Here is a 17,318-nt window from a genome sequence, read left to right as displayed (position 1 = left end):
CTCGGTGTGGGGGCCGCGTCCCAGTTCAGCACATGACGGGGCGGCCGCGGAGCCCGGGGGATCATGAACAGCTACTGAACGGCGGCTCAGCGCGCCGAGAGGCTGGAGCGGCGCACCACCAGTTCCGGCTGGAGCACCACCCGGCGGTGCTCGTGCCGTCCGGCGTTCTCCTCCGTCTCCTCCAGGAGCAGCTCGGCGGCGAGCGCGCCCATGGTGACGGCGGGCTGGCGCACCGAGGTCAGCGGTACGGCCGCGGCGGCGGCGAACTCGATGTCGTCGTAGCCGACGATGGCCAGATCGTCCGGCACCCCGACGCCGGCCGCGTACATCGCCTGGAGGACGCCGAGGGCGAGCAGGTCGTTGGCGCAGAACACGGCGGTGGGCCGGTCGGCGAGCCCGAGCAGCCGGGCGCCGGCGTCCCGCCCCGCGGCCACGTCGAGCCGCTCGGTGGGCAGCTCCCGCAGGCGGTCCGGGCCGAGCCCCGCCTCGGCGAGCGCGTTCAGGGCGCCGGTACGGCGGTCGCGGACCTGGTTGAACCCGGGCGGGCCGCTGACGTACGCGATCGAGCGGTGCCCGGCGTCGACCAGATGCCGTACGGCGAGGGCGCCGCCCGCCACGTCGTCCACGGACACCGAGCATTCGGTGGTGCCCTCCGCGACCCGGTCGACCAGCACGAACGGGATGCCGTGCCGGCGGAAGGACTCGATGTTGCGGCCGGTCGCGTCGGCCGGGGTGAGCAGCACGCCGCGTACCCGCTGCTCGGCGAAGAGGGAGAGGTACTCGGCCTCCTCGCCGACGCTCTCGGCGCTGTTGCAGACCATCACGCCGAGCCCGGCGTCCCGCGCGGCCCGCTCGGCACCGCGCGCGACGTCGACGAAGAAGGGGTTGCCCATGTCGAGGACGAGCAGTCCCATGATCCGGCTGCGCCCGGCCCGCAGCTGGCGCGCGGACTCGCTGCGGACATAGCCGAGCCGGTCGATCGCGGACAGTACCCGGGCGCGGGTCTCCGTGGCGACGGTGTCCGGGCGGTTGATGACGTTGGACACCGTGCCGACGGAGACTCCGGCGACACGGGCGACGTCCTTGATACCCACCGACTGAGCCATCAGGCGGGAACCTCCAGGTGAACGGGGCACGGCGGGACGGCCTTCACATTACCGTCACGCCACCTCGTCACTGTCCGCCTCATGCGGGCAGCGCGAAGTCGACGACATGGAGTGCCGAGGGGGTCGTTCCGCTCGACTTCTCCTGGTACAGGAACGACAGCGTGTTGTCGGCCTTGATCCTCATCTCGTCGATCACGACCTCGCCGAAGGCGTTGAGTCCGCCGCCGTCGAAGAGGAGCGTCCAGTCGGTGTACCCGGACGCCTTGGAGGCGCCGGCGATCCGGCCGAAGGGGAAGACCGCGTAGGCGTTGTCGTACCTGTCCAGGACGAGCTTCGTGCGCTGGCTGGAGTTCAGGGGCACCGGGATCTCCGTCTTCTGCCAGGTGCCCGAGGCGTTCCTGCGGACGTGGAAGGCGCGTCCGTTGGCGGTGCGGTCGGTCACGTAGTTCGTGGTGCACTGGCCGAAGCGGCCCGGGACATAGCTGATGATCGCGTGCGGGCGGCCGGCGGAGTCGGTGGCCTGGCTCTCCTGGTTCATCAGGGAGTGGTCCGGGTTGAGGGCGTCGACCACCAGCCCGCCGTCGGTGACGGCGACCTTGTCGGAGCCGCCGGTGGTGCCGACGACGGTGCCCGCGTTGTTGCGCCAGGTGCGGCCGCGGTCGTCGGAGTAGACGTAGCCGGTGTCGTGGTTGGTGATGCCGCCGCCGGAACACATCACGGCGCCGTTCTGCTCGCGCCAGGTGAAGAAGGAGTGCAGCCGGCCCGCGACGTCGTAGTCGATGCCGTGCAGGTACATGTTGCGGGCGGTCGAGGAGCCGTGCTCGCTGGTGTAGGTGCCGGTGGAGCTGGACCACTCGCCGAGGTCGGTCCAGGCCGAACCGTCGTACTCCGCGAGGGCGTTGCGGCCGTTGCCGGAGACGGCGACCCGGTAGCTGAGCTGGAGTCGGCCCTCGGGGGTCGCGACGAACTGCGGGTACGTGAACTGCGAGGTGAGGGCGAGCCCGTCGAGCGTGGACTGAGGTGCGCCGAAGCGGGCGGCGGTCCAGCTCAGCCCGGCCGGATCGTCCATCAGCCCGGCGACGGACTTGACGTAGGTGAAGCCGTCGCTGTGGGAGTCCATGTTGAGGTGGAGGCGGCCGTCGGTCTTCGAGACGCCCATGGAGATGACGTTGTGGGAGTCGTCGTAGCGGAGGGTGTGCCCGACCTGCACGGTGGACCAGCCGGCGGCGCCGAGCACCCGGCGTCCGACGACGGCGTTGCGGTCGGCGGTGTACCAGGCGGCGTACTGGTGGCCCTTGTAGGTCAGCAGGCCGTTCTTCTGGAAGGAGTTGTTGTTGACCAGGCCGTCGTAGGACACGAAGAAGAGGGCCTGGCTGTCGAGGGTGGTGGTGCCGGTCCGGGTGACCGAGGGCCCGGGGTCGGCGGCGCGGGCGCTGCCGGCGGTGAGGGCGGGGGTCACCACGGCACCGGCGAGGGCGGCGCCCAGCAGCGTACGTCTCTTCATCTCGGGGGACTCCATCGTCGGCGAGGGGGAGGAGCGAGCGGGTGGGGTGCGGGGTCGGGCGGGAGGGGACGGGGGTGCGGGGTCGGGCGGGAGGGGACGGGGGCGGGGGTGTTCAGGCGAGGTGGAACACCTCGGTGAGCGGTCTCATCGCCTCGTCGGGGCGGGATCCGTCGAGGGACTCGAAGAAGGGCGACATCTGCGCCTGCCAGCGGGCGTTGACGTCGGTGGCCTCCATGCCGGCGAGCGCGGCCTCGAAGTCGTCGGTCTCCAGATAGCCGACGAGCAGTCCGTCGTCTCTCAGGAAGAGCGAGTAGTTGTGCCAGCCGGTGGCCGAGAGAGCTTCGAGCATCTCCGGCCACACGGCGGCGTGGCGGTCGCGGTACTCGGCGAGGCGGTCCTGTCGGACCTTGAGCAGGAAACAGACGCGCTGCATGAAGTACCGCTCCCGGTGGGGGTGAGGAGGCTCAGAAGTTGAACTGGTCGATGTTCTTGGCGTCGAACACGGTCGGCTTGCCGAGGCTGATCACACCGTCCTTGCCGATGGTGTACGAGCCCATGTCGCCGGCGGTGAAGGTCTCGCCCTCCTTGCCGGTGATCTGGCCGGAGACCAGCGCGACGGCGGTACGGGAGGCCAGCTCGCCGAGCTTCGCCGGGTCCCACAGCTCGAAGCCCTCGACGGTGCCGTTCTTGACGTACTTGCGCATGTCGTTGGGGGTGCCGAGGCCGGTCAGCTTGACCTTGCCCTTGTACTTGGAGCCCGAGAGGTACTGCGCGGCGGCCTTGATGCCGACGGTGGTCGGGGAGATGATCCCCTTCAGGTTCGGGTACTCCTGGAGCAGGCCCTGGGTCTGCTGGAAGGACTGCTGGGCCTCGTCGTTGCCGTACGCGACCTTGACGAGCTTGATGTCCTTGTACTTGGCGTCCTTGAGTTCGTCCTTCATGAACTCGATCCAGGTGTTCTGGTTGGTCGCGGTCTGCGCGGCGGACAGGATCGCGATCTCGCCCTTGTAGCCGATCTGCTCGGCGAGCAGCTGCACCTCGGTACGGCCCAGGTCCTCGGCGGAGGCCTGCGAGACGAAGGCGTTGCGGCACTCGGGGTTGGTGTCGGAGTCGTAGGTGACGACCTTGATGCCGTTGCTCATGGCCTGCTTGAGCGCGGTGCACAGGGCACCCGGGTCCTGCGCGGACACGGCCATCGCGTCGACCTGCTGCTGGGTGAGGGTGTTGACGTACGACACCTGCCCGGACGTGTCGGTCGCGCTGGACGTCCCGACCTCCTTGTAGCTGGAGCCCAGCTCCTTCAGCGCGGCCTCGCCGCCCTTGTCGGCGGAGGTGAAGTAGGGGTTGTTGACCGCCTTGGGCAGGAAGCCGACGGTCAGGCCCTTCTTGGTGGCCGCGTTCGGGTCGGCCTTGCCGGAGGAGACGGCGGAGCCGGTGCTCTCGTTCTTCACGTCCTCCTTGGTGGTGCCGCCGCAGGCGGTGGCGGCCAGGGCGAGGGAGGAGACGGCGGCGAGGGCCGCGCAGGCACGACGGAGGGATGACTTGCGCATCACGGGGTTCCTTTACGAGGGTGAGCGAAGCGGGGTTATGCCGTCGGCGTCGAGGCGGCGGCTCTGCGGCCCGCCCGTGCGACGGAGATCTGGCGTGCGACCCGGGGGCCGAGCACGGAGACGACGAGCAGGACGCCGGTGACGACGATCTGCGACTGGGCGGAGACGTCCTTCAGACTCATCACGTTCTGCGCGGCGCCGAGCAGGAAGACTCCCGCGATCGCGCCGCCGAGGGTGCCCTTGCCCCCGTCGAAGTCGATACCGCCGAGCAGCACGGCGGCGATGACGGAGAGTTCGAGGCCGGTGGCGTTGTCGTAGCGGGCGCTCGCGTAGTGCAGCGCCCAGAAGATCCCGGTGAGCGAAGCCATCAGGCCCGTCACCGTGAAGAGGATCAGCTTCTGCCGCTTGACCCTGATGCCGGCGAACCGGGCCGCCTCCTCGCCGGCGCCGATCGCGAAGAGCGAGCGGCCGAACGGGGTGGCGTGCAGGACGACCACGGCGATCGCGAGCAGGACGACGAAGGGCAGCACGGCCTGCGGGAGGAACGTGTCCCCGAGGCGTCCGGCCGCGAAGTCCAGGTACTGGGTGGGGAAGTCGGTGACCGCGTCGGAGCCGAGCACGATCTGTGCGATGCCCCGGTAGGCGGCCATGGTGCCGATGGTGACGGCGAGGGACGGCAGCCCGAGACGGGTGACGAGCAGGCCGTTGATCAGTCCGCACACCGCGCCGAGCAGCAGGCAGAGCGGGATGATCGTCTCGATGGTCATGCCCTGGTTCCACAGGGCGCCCATGACCGCGCCGGACAGGCCGGCCGTGGAGGCGACGGAGAGATCGATCTCGCCGGAGACCACCAGCAGGGTCATCGGCAGGGCGATGAGCGCGATGGGCAGGGTGTTGCCGATCAGGAACGACAGGTTGAGGGAGTTGCCGAAGCCGTCCACGAAGGAGAAGGACAGCAGGAGCAGGACGATCAGCACGGCGCCCACCGCCCCGTCCCACCTGAGGGCGGACCAGCGGATCGCACGATGCGCGAGGAATCCGGGCTCAGACACGGGGCTCCCCCTTCTGTGCGGCCGACCTCGCGGAGGCCGACTTCTTCTTCAGGGCGGCCGCCACCCGCAGCGCCACGATCCGGTCGACCGCGATCGCGAGCAGGAGCAGGACGCCGTTGATGGCGAGCACCCAGACCGAGCTGACACCGAGCGCGGGCAGGACGCTGTTGATGGAGGTGAGGAGCAGGGCGCCGAGGGCGGCCCCGTAGACGCTGCCGGAGCCGCCGGTGAAGACGACACCGCCGACCACGACCGCGCTGACGACGGTGAGTTCGTACCCGTTGCCGGTCCCGGAGTCGACGTTGCCGAACCGGGCCAGGTACAGCGCGCCGGCCAGGCCGGCGAGGCCGCCGCAGAAGGTGTAGGCGGCGAGGATCCGCTTGCGCACCGGGATGCCGGCGAGCCGGGCGGCTTCGGGGTTGGAGCCGAGGGCGTACAGCTCTCGGCCGCCGCCGAAGTGCTTGAGGTAGTAGGCGGTGGCGATGAGCACGGCGAGCGCGATCAGCGCGAGGTAGGGCACGGCGCTCAGGCCGCCGGCGCCGAAGTCGACGAAGGAGCCGGGCAGGTCGGCCGCGGTGATCTGCCGGGAGCCGACCCAGACGGAGTCGATGCCCCGGATGATGTAGAGCGTGCCGAGGGTGACGACGAGGGCGGGCACCTGGCCGAGGCTGACCAGCAGGCCGTTGAGGAGGCCGCAGCCGACGCCGAGCAGGACCGCCAGCATGATCGCCATCACCGGGTTGCCGCCGCCGTGCAGATAGGTGCCGGCGGCGAAGGCGCTGATGCCGAGGGTGGAGCCGACCGACAGGTCGACGTTCCGGGTGATCACGACCAGGGACTGGCCGGTGGCGACCAGCACCAGGATGGTCGCGTTCAGCAGCAGGTCCTTGATGCCCTGCTCGGAGAGGAACTCGCTGTTGCCGGCCTGGGTGACGGCGATCATCACCAGGAAGACGACCAGGATGGCGAGTTCGCGCATCTTGAAGACGCGGTCGACGAGCCGGGTGCCGCTGGATGCGGGCACCTCGGCGGCGGGGGCCTGGTCAGGAGTGGTCACCGTCATGCGGCGGCCCTCCCGGTGGCTGCGGCCATCACGGTTTCCTCGGTGGCGTCGGAGCGGGGGATCTCGGCGGCGAGCCGGCCCTCGTGCATCACCAGCACGCGGTCGGCCATGCCGAGGATCTCGGGCAGGTCGGAGGAGATCATCAGGACGGCGACGCCGTCGGCGGCCAGCTCGCTGAGCAGCCGGTGGACCTCGGCCTTGGTGCCGACGTCGATGCCGCGGGTGGGCTCGTCGACGATCAGCACCTTGGGGCTGGTCGCCAGCCACTTGGCGAGGACGACCTTCTGCTGGTTGCCGCCGGACAGCGTGTTGACGGTGTCGGCGATCCGGGCGTACTTCACCTGGAGCTTGACGGCCCAGTCCAGGGACCGGCTGCGCTCGGCGCCCCGGTCCATCAGGCCGCCCTTGACGGTCGTCCGCAGGCCGGTGAGGCCGATGTTCCGCTCGATGGACATGTCCATCACCAGGCCCTGGGCGCGCCGGTCCTCGGGGACCAGGGCGAGGCCCGCGGCCATCGCGGTGGAGGGGGCGCCGTTGACCAGGGCCCTGCCGTCCACGGAGACCTCGCCGGCGTCCCAGCGGTCGATGCCGAAGACCGCGCGGGCGACCTCGGTGCGGCCGGCGCCGACCAGTCCGGCGAGGCCGACGATCTCGCCGCGCCGGACCTCGAAGGAGACGTCGGTGAAGACGCCCTCCCGGGTGAGCCGGCGGACGCTGAGGGCGATCTCGCCCGGGGTGACGTCCTGCTTGGGGTACAGCTCGTCGAGGTCGCGGCCGACCATACGGCGGACCAGGTCGTCCTCGGTCATGCCCGCGACGGGCTCGCAGGCGATCCAGGCGCCGTCGCGCAGGGTGGTCACCCGGCCGCAGATCTCGAAGATCTCCTCCAGCCGGTGCGAGATGAACAGGACGGCCGCGCCCTGTTCGCGCAGGGTGCGCACCACGCCGAAGAGGCGGGCGACCTCGCTTCCGGTGAGGGCGGCGGTCGGCTCGTCCATGATCAGGACACGGGCCTCGAAGGAGAGTGCCTTGGCGATCTCCACGATCTGCTGGTCGGCGATGGACAGACCGCGCGCCGGACGGTCGGGGTCGAGGTCGACGCCCAGGCGCCGCATCAGCGCGGCGGTGGCCGCGTGGGTGGCCCGGTGGTCGATCCGGCCCAGCGCCCGCCGGGGCTGGCGGCCCATGAAGATGTTCTCGGCGATCGAAAGGTCGGGGAAGAGCGTGGGTTCCTGGTAGATCACGGCGATGCCGGCGTCGCGGGCGTCGCCGGGACCGTGGAAGACGACGGGCTCGCCGTCGAGCAGCACCTGGCCGGCGTCCGGTCGGTGCACCCCGGCGAGGGTCTTGATGAGGGTCGACTTGCCCGCGCCGTTCTCGCCGGCGAGGGCGTGCACCTCGCCGGGGAACAGCTCCAGGGAGACGCCCCGCAGGGCGCGTACGGCGCCGAAGGACTTGGAGACGTCCCGCAGCGCCAGCACCGGGGCCGGTCCCGTGTCGGACGGGTGGGTCATGAGTGGCTCCTCGACGACGCCCTCGGACGGGGCCCCGAGGGGCTGTCACGGCGTCGTGAAAGGTTTCAACTGGATTGCCGGGACGTTAGGCATGGCGGGCATGTCACGTCAATGGGTCCGTCTCGAAAAGTTTTCGATAGCCGAAGGTCACGCGGCGGTCACGGAGAACAGCCCTGACCGAAGGGCTTGACACTCTTCCGGCAGGCTCATAGCTTCCCGTTCTGAATCGTTTCATCCGGCAGTGGTCCGGACCGATGTCACAGGAGCCCGAAGTGACCGATCTCGCCGCGGCGAAGGCCGCGCTGAAGACCCAGGCCGTCGAGACGCCGTCGTGGGCGTACGGGAACTCGGGGACCCGTTTCAAGGTGTTCGCGCAAGCGGGCGTCCCGCGCACACCCGTGGAGAAGCTGGACGACGCGGCACAGGTGCACGCGTTCACCGGGGTGGCCCCGACCGTGTCCCTGCACATCCCGTGGGACAAGGTGGAGGACTACTCCGCACTTGCGAAACATGCCGAGGACCGGGGGGTGCGGCTGGGGGCGATCAACTCCAACACCTTCCAGGACGACGACTACAAGCTGGGCAGCATCTGCCACCCGGAGGCGTCGGTACGGCGCAAGGCCGTCGGCCATCTGCTGGAGTGCGTCGACATCATGGACGCGACCGGCTCCGCCGATCTGAAGCTGTGGTTCGCCGACGGCACGAACTATCCCGGCCAGGACGACCTCCGGGCCCGCCAGGACCGTCTCGCCGAGGGCCTCGCCGAGGTGTACGCGCGGCTCGGGGACGGGCAGCGGATGCTGCTGGAGTACAAGTTCTTCGAGCCGGCCTTCTACGCGACCGACGTCCCGGACTGGGGGACGGCCTACGCCCACTGTCTGAAGCTGGGGCCGAAGGCACAGGTCGTCGTCGACACCGGGCACCACGCTCCCGGCACCAACATCGAGTTCATCGTCGCCACCCTGCTGCGCGAGGGGAAGCTCGGCGGGTTCGACTTCAATTCGCGGTTCTACGCCGACGACGACCTCATGGTGGGCGCCGCCGACCCCTTCCAGCTGTTCCGGATCATGTACGAGGTGGTGCGCGGCGGCGGCTTCACCTCCGACGTGGCGTTCATGCTGGACCAGTGCCACAACATCGAGGCGAAGATCCCGGCGATCATCCGTTCCGTGATGAACGTGCAGGAGGCCACCGCCAAGGCGCTGCTGGTCGACCGGTCGGCGCTGGCCGCCGCGCAGGCGTCCGGGGACGTGCTGGAGGCCAACGCGGTGGTGATGGACGCGTACAACACGGACGTGCGTCCGCTGCTGCGTGAGGTGCGGGACGAGATGGGACTGGACCCCGAGCCCATCGGTGCGTACCGGCGGTCCGGGTGGGCGGAGAAGATCGTTGCCGAGCGGGTCGGCGGGGAGCAGGCGGGATGGGGGGCGTGAGCGTCCGCCTGGACCTGTCCGTCGCGGACTGCGGGCCCGTCGTGGCCGGTCGCGCCCGCACGGCGGGAGCCGCAAATCGATACGGCCCCGCGCCCCTTGGGGGCGCGCTCTGTCACCCACGTTCCAGAAGTAAGGAATCCGCATGACCACCCACCCCGAAGCCGCCGCGCTCCTCGCCCGGTCCCACCGGCTCGGCGCCGATCCCCGTAACACCAACTACGCCGGCGGCAACACCTCCGCCAAGGGCACCGACACCGACACCGTGACCGGCGGTGACGTCGAGCTGATGTGGGTGAAGGGGTCCGGTGGGGATCTCGGGACGCTCACCGCGGCGGGGCTCGCCGCGCTGCGGCTGGACCGGCTGCGCGCCCTGAAGGACGTGTACCCGGGCGTCGAGCACGAGGACGAGATGGTCGCCGCGTTCGACTACTGCCTGCACGGCAAGGGCGGGGCGGCCCCCTCCATCGACACCGCCATGCACGGGCTCGTCGACGCCGCCCATGTGGACCACCTCCACCCGGACTCCGGCATCGCGCTCGCCTGCGCGGCCGACGGGGAGAAGCTGACCGCCGCGTGCTTCGGGGACACCGTCGCCTGGGTGCCCTGGCGCCGTCCCGGTTTCCAGCTCGGTCTGGACATCGCGGCCGTCAAGGCGGCCAACCCGCGGGCGATCGGCGTGATCCTCGGCGGGCACGGCATCACCGCCTGGGGCGACACCGCCGAGGAGTGCGAGCGCAACTCGCTGCACATCATCCGCACGGCCGAGGCCTTCCTCGCCGAGCACGGCAGGGCGGAACCCTTCGGGCCCGTCGTCGAGGGTTACCGGGCACTGCCCGAGGACGAGCGCCGGGAGCGGGCGGCGGCGCTCGCGCCGTATGTGCGCGCCCTCGCCTCCCAGGACCGCCCGCAGGTCGGGCACTTCCAGGACTCGGACGTCGTCCTCGACTTCGTGGCGCGCGCCGAGCACCCCCGGCTCGCCGTGCTCGGCACCTCCTGCCCGGACCACTTCCTGCGCACCAAGGTGCGGCCGCTCGTCCTGGACCTGCCGCCGAACGTCCCGGTGGAGGACGCGGTCGCGCGGCTGAAGGAGCTGCACGCCGCGTACCGCGAGGAGTACGCCGCCTACTACCGGCGGCACGCCGAGCCCGGCTCCCCCGCCATGCGCGGCGCCGACCCGGCGATCGTGCTGGTGCCGGGCGTGGGCATGTTCTCCTTCGGCAAGGACAAGCAGACCGCCCGGGTCGCGGGAGAGTTCTACGTCAACGCCATCAACGTGATGCGCGGGTCCGAGGCGGTGTCGTCGTACGCGCCGATCGAGGAGTCGGAGAAGTTCCGCATCGAGTACTGGGCGCTGGAGGAGGCCAAGCTCCGGCGGATGCCGAAGCCGAAGGCGCTGGCCACCCGGGTGGCGCTGGTGACGGGTGCGGGCAGCGGGATCGGCAGGGCCGTCGCGCACCGGCTCGCGGCCGAGGGCGCCTGTGTGGTCGTCGCCGATCTGAACGCCGAGAACGCCTCCGCCGTCGCGGCCGAGCTGGGCGGGGCGGACAGGGCCGTCGCCGTCACCGTCGACGTCACCTCCGAGGAGCAGATCGCCGACGCCTTCCGGGCGGCCGCGCTCGCCTTCGGCGGCGTCGACCTCGTGGTCAACAACGCCGGCATCTCGATCTCCAAGCCGCTGCTGGAGACGTCCGCCAGGGACTGGGACCTGCAGCACGACATCATGGCCCGCGGCTCCTTCCTCGTCTCGCGCGAGGCCGCCCGGGTGATGATCGCGCAGGAGCTGGGCGGGGACATCGTCTACATCGCCTCCAAGAACGCCGTCTTCGCCGGGCCGAACAACATCGCCTACTCCGCCACCAAGGCCGACCAGGCCCACCAGGTGCGGCTGCTCGCCGCCGAGCTGGGCGAGCACGGGATCCGGGTCAACGGGGTCAACCCCGACGGGGTCGTCCGCGGCTCCGGGATCTTCGCCGGCGGCTGGGGTGCCCAGCGCGCGGCGACCTACGGGATCGAGGAGGAGAAGCTCGGCGAGTTCTACGCGCAGCGGACCATCCTCAAGCGGGAGGTGCTGCCCGAGCACGTCGCGAACGCCGTGTTCGCTCTGACGGGCGGCGAACTGACCCACACCACCGGGCTGCACGTCCCCGTCGACGCGGGTGTGGCGGCCGCGTTCCTCCGGTGACGGCGGTGACCACGAAGACGACGGCCACGGAGACGACGGCCACGGCGGCGACGGCCACGGCGGCGACGACGGCGCGGACGTCCGTGCGCTCGTACGCCGCCGTCGACCTCGGCGCGTCCAGCGGACGCGTCATGGTCGGCCGCGTCGGCACGGACTCGCTGGAGCTGACCGAGGCGCACCGGTTCGTGAACCGTCCCGTCCGGGTGCCGGAGGGGCTGCGCTGGGACGTGCTGTCCCTCTACGCCGGTGTGCTGGACGGGCTGCGGGCGGCCGGTGCCCACAGCGGTGGACGCCTCGACTCCGTCGGCATCGACAGCTGGGCCGTGGACTACGGGCTGCTGGACGCCGACGGGGCCCTGCTCGGCAACCCGGTGCACTACCGCGACGCCCGTACGGAGGGCGTCGCGGAGAAGGTGTGGGCGAACGTGCCCGCGGCCGAGCTGTACGCGGCGACCGGCCTCCAGTACGCGCCCTTCAACACCCTGTACCAGTTGACGGCGGCCCGCGACGCGGGCCAGCTCGCGCACGCCGAACGGCTGTTGCTCATCCCGGACCTGCTGGCGTACTGGCTGACCGGCGAGCAGGGCACGGAGCTGACCAACGCCTCCACGACCCAGCTGATCGACCCCCGGACGGGCGAGTGGTCCTACGGCCTCGCCGCCCGGCTGGGGATCGACCTGGGCCTGTTCGCGCCGCTGCGGCAGCCGGGTGATCCGGCCGGGACGATCCGGCCCGAGGTGCTGGAGGAGACCGGGCTGACCGGGCCCGTGCCGGTGACCGCCGTCGGATCGCACGACACCGCGTCCGCGGTGGCCGCCGTGCCCGCGACCGGCGAGCGGTTCGCCTACATCTGCACCGGCACCTGGTCCCTGGCCGGCCTGGAACTGGACGCGCCCGTCCTCACCGAGGAGAGCCGCGCCGCCAACTTCACCAACGAGCTGGGGCTGGACGGAACGGTCCGCTATCTGCGCAACATCATGGGCCTCTGGCTGCTCCAGGAGTGCGTACGGGCCTGGGGCGACCCGGATCTGGGCGAGCTGCTGCGGGACGCGGCGGCCGTGCCGGCGCTGCGGTCGGTCGTGGACGCGGGGGACGCGGCGTTCCTCGCCCCGGGGCGGATGCCGGAGCGGATCGCCGAGGCCTGCCGGGCGTCGGGGCAGCCGGTGCCGCGGACGCCCGGCGAGATCACGCGCTGCATCCTCGACTCCCTGGCCCTGGCGCACCGGCGGGCGATCGAGGAGGCGCAGCGGCTGGCGGACCAGCCCGTCGACGTCGTGCACATCGTCGGCGGCGGCACGCGCAACGCGCTGCTGTGCCAGCTGACCGCCGACGCCTGCGGGCTGCCGGTGGTGGCGGGTCCCACGGAGGCGGCCGCGCTGGGCAACGTGCTCGTCCAGGCCCGGGCGCACGGGCTGGTCGGCGACCGCGCCGACCTGCGGCGGCTGCTCGCCCGGACGCAGCCCCTGACGCGCTACGAGCCGCAGGGCGGCACCGGGCGCTGGCGCGAGGCGCAGTCCCGGCTCACCGCGCGGTGAGCCGGGGGCTCCCCCGCTCCGGGGTCCCTTCCCTGCGCCCTGCGCCCTGCGTCCTGGTCCCCCTCGGGGTCTCCCCCGGCTCACCGCGCCGCGCCTCGGGGTCTCCCCCCGGGGCCCGGCGCCCTACTACCCTGCACTCATCCGATGACCGATCACGAGGAGCCGCGATGCGTGTCGCCCTGTTCCTGACCTGTGTCAACGACACGCTCTATCCGGACACCGGCCGCGCGGTGGTGAAACTGCTGACCAGGCTGGGCGTCGAGGTCGACTTCCCGATGGCCCAGACCTGCTGCGGGCAGGCCCACTACAACACCGGCTACCGTCATGAGGCCGAACCCCTCGCTCAGCATTTCTCCGATGTCTTCGGGGAGTACGAGGCGATCGTCACCCCCTCCGGGTCCTGCGGGGCGATGGTGCGGGAGCTGTATCCGCGCATGGGTGAGCGGGCCCGGGCCGAGGGGCGCGGGGACACCCTCGCGGCGACCCTGGCACCCGTGGTCCCCAAGACGTACGAACTGACGGAGTTCCTGGTGGACGTGCTCGGGGTGACCGACGTCGGCGCCTACTACCCGCACACCGTGACCTACCACCCGACGTGCCACGGGCTGCGCGGGCTGGGGCTCGGGGACCGGCCCCGGCGGCTGCTCCAGGCGGTCGAGGGGCTGGAGCTGGTGGAGCTGCCGGGGGCCGAGGAGTGCTGCGGCTTCGGGGGCACGTTCGCGCTGAAGAACCCCGACGTCTCCACGGCGATGGGGGTGGACAAGGTGCGCAACGCCGAGTCGACCGGTGCCGAGGTGCTGTGCGCGGCCGACAACTCCTGCCTGATGCACATCGGCGGGACCATGACCCGGCTGAAGGCGGGTCTGCGGTCGGTGCACATCGCGGAGATCCTGGCGAGCACGGAGCGGGAGCCGGCGGCATGAGCGGCACGTTCATGGGGATGCCGGCGTTCCCGAAGGCCGCGCACGAGGCCGTCAACAACCCGACACTGCGCGCGAATCTGCGGCACGCCACGCACACGATCCGCGCCAAGCGGGCCAAGGCCGTCGCCGAGGTCTCCGACTGGGCGGAGCTGCGGGAGGCCGGCAAGCAGATCAAGGACCACACGCTTCGCCGGCTCGACCGGTATCTGGTGCAGTTGGAGGAGTCGGTCACGGCGGCCGGCGGGACCGTCCACTGGGCGGCCGACGCCGACGAGGCGAACCGGATCGTGACCCGGCTCGTGCGGGAGACCGGCGAGTCGGAGGTCGTCAAGGTCAAGTCGATGGCCACGCAGGAGATCGGGCTCAACGAGGCGCTGGAGGCGGCGGGCATCCGGGCGTACGAGACCGATCTCGCCGAGCTGATCGTGCAGCTGGGCGACGACCGGCCCTCGCACATCCTCGTCCCGGCCATCCACCGCAACCGGGGCGAGATCCGGGACATCTTCCGCCAGGAGATGGGCGAGTGGGGGCGCGCGGCACCGGAGGGCCTGACCGACACGCCCGCCGAGCTGGCCGAGGCCGCCCGGCTCCACCTGCGCGAGAAGTTCCTGCGGGCCAAGGTCGGCGTCTCCGGTGCCAACTTCATGGTGGCCGAGACCGGCACCCTGGTGGTGGTGGAGTCCGAGGGCAACGGGCGGATGTGCCTGACCCTGCCCGAGACGCTGATCTCGGTCGTCGGCATCGAGAAGATCGTGCCGACCTGGCGCGACCTGGAGGTCTTCCTCCAGACCCTCCCCCGCTCCTCGACCGCCGAGCGCATGAACCCGTACACCTCGACCTGGACCGGCACCACGGACGGCGACGGCCCGCAGACCTTCCATCTGGTGCTGCTGGACAACGGGCGCACCGACACCCTCGCCGACGAGGTCGGCCGTCAGGCGCTGCGCTGCATCCGCTGCTCGGCCTGTCTGAACGTCTGCCCGGTGTACGAGCGGGCGGGCGGGCACGCCTACGGCTCCGTGTACCCGGGCCCGATCGGCGCGATCCTCAGCCCTCAGCTGAGGGGCACCGCGAGCGAGATCGACGCCTCCCTGCCGTACGCCTCCTCGCTGTGCGGGGCCTGCTACGAGGTGTGCCCCGTCGCCATCGACATCCCGGAGGTGCTGGTGCATCTGCGGGAGCGGGTCGTCGAGGGCGGGCCGGTGGTCCGGGAGGGCAACAAGGTCGTGCTGAAGCCGGCCAAGGGGCATGCCGCCGAGCGGGCGGCCATGCGCGCGGCGCGCTGGGCGTTCGGCCGCCCCGGCGTGCTGCGGACCGGGCAGCGGCTGGCGTCCGGGACCCGCCGGGTGCACCCGCGTACCCTGCCCGGGCCGGGCCGGGCATGGAGCGCCGGCCGCGATCTGCCGGCCGTACCGGCGGAGCCCTTCCGCGACTGGTGGCAGCGCACGAACGGTGGAGAGAAGGACGCACGGTGAGCAGCAGGGAACGGATCCTGGGCCGGGTGCGGCGCGCCCTGGCCGACGTGGGCGGCGAGGACGCCCCGGTCGAGCGCGGGTATCTGCGCACGCACGGCGGCCTCGACGCCGGGCGGACGGTGGATCTGCTGGCGGAGAACCTCGCGGACTACCGGGCGCTGGTGCACCGGTGCTCGGAGGACGAACTGCCCGCGGTGGTGGGCCGGTTGCTCTTGGAGCACGGGGCGAGGTCGGTGATGGTGCCGCCGGGGCTGGATCCTCGGTGGCTGTCGGAGGCCGACGCGGAGCGGGTCGAGGACCGCGCCGGGAACACCCCGCACGAGCTGGACCGGGTCGACAGTGTGGTCACGGCGTGCGCGGTGGCGATCGCCGAGACCGGGACGATCGTGCTGGACGGCGGCCCCGACCAGGGCCGGCGCCGGATCACCCTGGTCCCCGATCACCACGTCCTGGTGGTGCGGGTGCCGGAGCAGGTCGTGTCGTCCGTGCCGCAGGCCCTCGAACGACTCGACCCCGCCCGCCCGTTGACGTGGATCTCGGGTCCGTCGGCGACCAGTGACATCGAGCTGGACCGGGTGGAGGGGGTGCACGGTCCGCGCACCCTGGAGGTGATCCTGGTCGGCTGACGGCCGGGGCGACCGGCGGCCCCGGTCACGCCTTCGCGTCGTAGCCCTCCCGGGCCTGCGCCACCCTGGGCAGGTTGTCGGTGGCCCACTCCGACAGCTGGGCGAAGAGCGGGGCGAGGCTGAGGCCGAGTTCGCTGATCTCGTACTCCACGCGCGGGGGCACCTCCGGGTGGTAGGTGCGTACGACCATGCCGTCCCGTTCGAGCTGGCGCAGGCGCTGGGTCAGCACCTTGGGGGTGATGTGCGTGATCCGGCGTTCCAGCTCGACGAAACGCTGACGGCCGTGGGCGTGGAGCGTCCACAGGATCGGCGTGGTCCAGCGGCTGAAGACGATGTCCACCACCGGAGAGATGGGGCAGGCGAGTTCGGGTTCGGTCGCATCGCCCTTCATGCACACCCCTCTTGGTAAGTCACTTTCCTCTGGGTACCTACTATACCGGCGCTGCTAGCGTCGTTCCCGTCACACCAACCACCCTTTTCGAACAGGGAGTTACTCATGATCGTGGTGACGGGGGCGACCGGGAACGTCGGCCGTGAACTGGTCCGAGTCCTCACGGCCGGGGGCGAGCGGGTGACCGCCACGTCCCGGACCATCGCCGACCCCGAAGTCCCGGACGGCGTGCGCCGGTTGCGGGCCGACCTGACCGACCCGGAGAGCCTGCGGTCCGTGCTCGACGGTGCCGACGCGCTGTTCCTGCATGACGGAGGGCCCAGCGCGCATCTGCTCAGTCCACGGGACGTTCTCGACGCGGCGAAGAGGAGTGGGATCCGCCAGGTGGTGCTGCTGTCCTCCCTGGGAGTGGAGACACGGCCGAAGTCGCCGTCGCACGGGGGCATGATGCGTGCCGTCGAGGACGCCGTCCGGGAGTCGGGCATGGACTGGACGATCCTGCGGCCGGGGGGCTTCCACTCCAACGCCTACGCCTGGGCCGAGCCGGTACGCTCTCGCCGCACGGTCGCCGCACCCTTCGGTGATGTGGCGCTGCCCACCGTGGACCCTGCCGACATCGCCGAGGTCGCGGCGGTGGCGCTACGGGAGGACGGACATTCCCACAGGGTCTACGAGTTGACCGGGCCCGTCCCGACGACGCCCCGGCAACGGGCCGCGGCGATCGGTGACGCGCTCGGTGAGCCGGTCCGGTTCGTCGAGCAGACATGGGAGGAGGCGCGCGAGCAGATGCTGGCATTCCTGCCGGAGCCGGTCGTCGAGACCACTCTGGCCGTCCTGGGCCACCCGACGCCCGCCGAGCAACGGGTCCGCCCCGACGCGGAGCGGGTGCTCGGCCGCGCGCCGCGCACCTTCGAGGAGTGGGCACGCCGCAACGCGGCCGCGTTCCGCTGAGCCCGCGCGGCCG

General features: G+C 71.4%; 15 protein-coding genes. 7 read left to right on the top strand and 8 right to left on the bottom strand.

The features are described 5' to 3' along the window. Positions 1 to 86: 86 nt before the first annotated feature. The 7 genes from IE275_RS01115 to IE275_RS01085 all read right to left on the bottom strand — a co-directional run bounded on the left by IE275_RS01115 (position 87) and on the right by IE275_RS01085 (position 7,789). On the bottom strand, positions 87 to 1,106 hold the full coding sequence (locus IE275_RS01115) for a LacI family DNA-binding transcriptional regulator (protein ID WP_189706446.1): 1,020 nt from the start codon (positions 1,104 to 1,106) through the stop codon (positions 87 to 89). A gap of 79 nt (positions 1,107 to 1,185) precedes the next feature. Then, positions 1,186 to 2,610, bottom strand: coding sequence for a BNR repeat-containing protein (locus tag IE275_RS01110; protein ID WP_189706444.1), 1,425 nt, complete (start codon positions 2,608 to 2,610; stop codon positions 1,186 to 1,188). 112 nt (positions 2,611 to 2,722) lie between these two features. Further along, on the bottom strand, positions 2,723 to 3,043 hold the full coding sequence (locus IE275_RS01105) for an L-rhamnose mutarotase (RefSeq protein WP_189706442.1): 321 nt from the start codon (positions 3,041 to 3,043) through the stop codon (positions 2,723 to 2,725). Positions 3,044 to 3,074: 31 nt separating this feature from the next. After that, complete coding sequence (rhaS, locus tag IE275_RS01100; RefSeq protein ID WP_189706440.1) at positions 3,075 to 4,160, bottom strand: rhamnose ABC transporter substrate-binding protein; 1,086 nt, start codon at positions 4,158 to 4,160, stop codon at positions 3,075 to 3,077. Positions 4,161 to 4,195: 35 nt separating this feature from the next. Then, positions 4,196 to 5,212 (bottom strand): ABC transporter permease, encoded by a 1,017-nt coding sequence (locus tag IE275_RS01095; protein WP_229870038.1) that lies wholly within the window; start codon positions 5,210 to 5,212, stop codon positions 4,196 to 4,198. Beyond that, complete coding sequence (locus tag IE275_RS01090; protein WP_189706438.1) at positions 5,205 to 6,275, bottom strand: ABC transporter permease; 1,071 nt, start codon at positions 6,273 to 6,275, stop codon at positions 5,205 to 5,207. The genes IE275_RS01095 and IE275_RS01090 overlap by 8 nt, the downstream gene beginning before the upstream one ends. After that, a complete protein-coding gene (locus IE275_RS01085; protein WP_189706436.1) occupies positions 6,272 to 7,789 on the bottom strand; it encodes a sugar ABC transporter ATP-binding protein in 1,518 nt (505 codons plus the stop codon). The genes IE275_RS01090 and IE275_RS01085 overlap by 4 nt, the downstream gene beginning before the upstream one ends. A gap of 272 nt (positions 7,790 to 8,061) precedes the next feature. On the opposite strand from IE275_RS01085, the gene rhaI reads away from it, so the two are divergent. The 6 genes from rhaI to IE275_RS01055 all read left to right on the top strand — a co-directional run bounded on the left by rhaI (position 8,062) and on the right by IE275_RS01055 (position 15,963). Next, positions 8,062 to 9,222 (top strand): L-rhamnose isomerase, encoded by a 1,161-nt coding sequence (gene rhaI, locus IE275_RS01080; RefSeq protein ID WP_189706434.1) that lies wholly within the window; start codon positions 8,062 to 8,064, stop codon positions 9,220 to 9,222. A gap of 142 nt (positions 9,223 to 9,364) precedes the next feature. After that, on the top strand, positions 9,365 to 11,404 hold the full coding sequence (locus IE275_RS01075; RefSeq protein WP_189706432.1) for a bifunctional aldolase/short-chain dehydrogenase: 2,040 nt from the start codon (positions 9,365 to 9,367) through the stop codon (positions 11,402 to 11,404). 83 nt (positions 11,405 to 11,487) lie between these two features. Beyond that, positions 11,488 to 12,939 (top strand): rhamnulokinase, encoded by a 1,452-nt coding sequence (locus tag IE275_RS01070; RefSeq protein ID WP_189707327.1) that lies wholly within the window; start codon positions 11,488 to 11,490, stop codon positions 12,937 to 12,939. A gap of 167 nt (positions 12,940 to 13,106) precedes the next feature. Continuing rightward, positions 13,107 to 13,862, top strand: a complete 756-nt coding sequence (locus IE275_RS01065) for a (Fe-S)-binding protein (protein WP_189706430.1) — start codon at positions 13,107 to 13,109, stop codon at positions 13,860 to 13,862. Beyond that, positions 13,859 to 15,337 (top strand): LutB/LldF family L-lactate oxidation iron-sulfur protein, encoded by a 1,479-nt coding sequence (locus tag IE275_RS01060; protein WP_189706428.1) that lies wholly within the window; start codon positions 13,859 to 13,861, stop codon positions 15,335 to 15,337. The genes IE275_RS01065 and IE275_RS01060 overlap by 4 nt, the downstream gene beginning before the upstream one ends. Next, entirely contained in the window at positions 15,334 to 15,963 is a 630-nt protein-coding gene (locus tag IE275_RS01055) for a LutC/YkgG family protein (protein ID WP_189706426.1), read from the top strand. Before IE275_RS01060 ends, IE275_RS01055 begins: the two co-directional genes overlap by 4 nt. Positions 15,964 to 15,988: 25 nt before the next feature. On the opposite strand, the gene IE275_RS01050 is transcribed toward IE275_RS01055, so the two are convergent. Beyond that, the gene (locus tag IE275_RS01050; protein WP_189706424.1) at positions 15,989 to 16,354 is read right to left on the bottom strand and encodes a winged helix-turn-helix transcriptional regulator; all 366 of its coding nucleotides are present in this window, start codon (positions 16,352 to 16,354) and stop codon (positions 15,989 to 15,991) included. Positions 16,355 to 16,459: 105 nt separating this feature from the next. Here IE275_RS01050 and IE275_RS01045 point away from each other — a divergent pair, with 105 nt between their 5' ends. Then, on the top strand, positions 16,460 to 17,305 hold the full coding sequence (locus tag IE275_RS01045) for an NAD(P)H-binding protein (protein WP_189706422.1): 846 nt from the start codon (positions 16,460 to 16,462) through the stop codon (positions 17,303 to 17,305). Positions 17,306 to 17,318 lie beyond the last annotated feature (13 nt).

This window comes from Streptomyces phaeofaciens (assembly GCF_014648915.1).
In the GTDB taxonomy this organism is placed as follows: Bacteria; Actinomycetota; Actinomycetes; order Streptomycetales; family Streptomycetaceae; genus Streptomyces; species Streptomyces phaeofaciens.
This window is presented reverse-complemented; position numbering and strand designations above follow the sequence as displayed.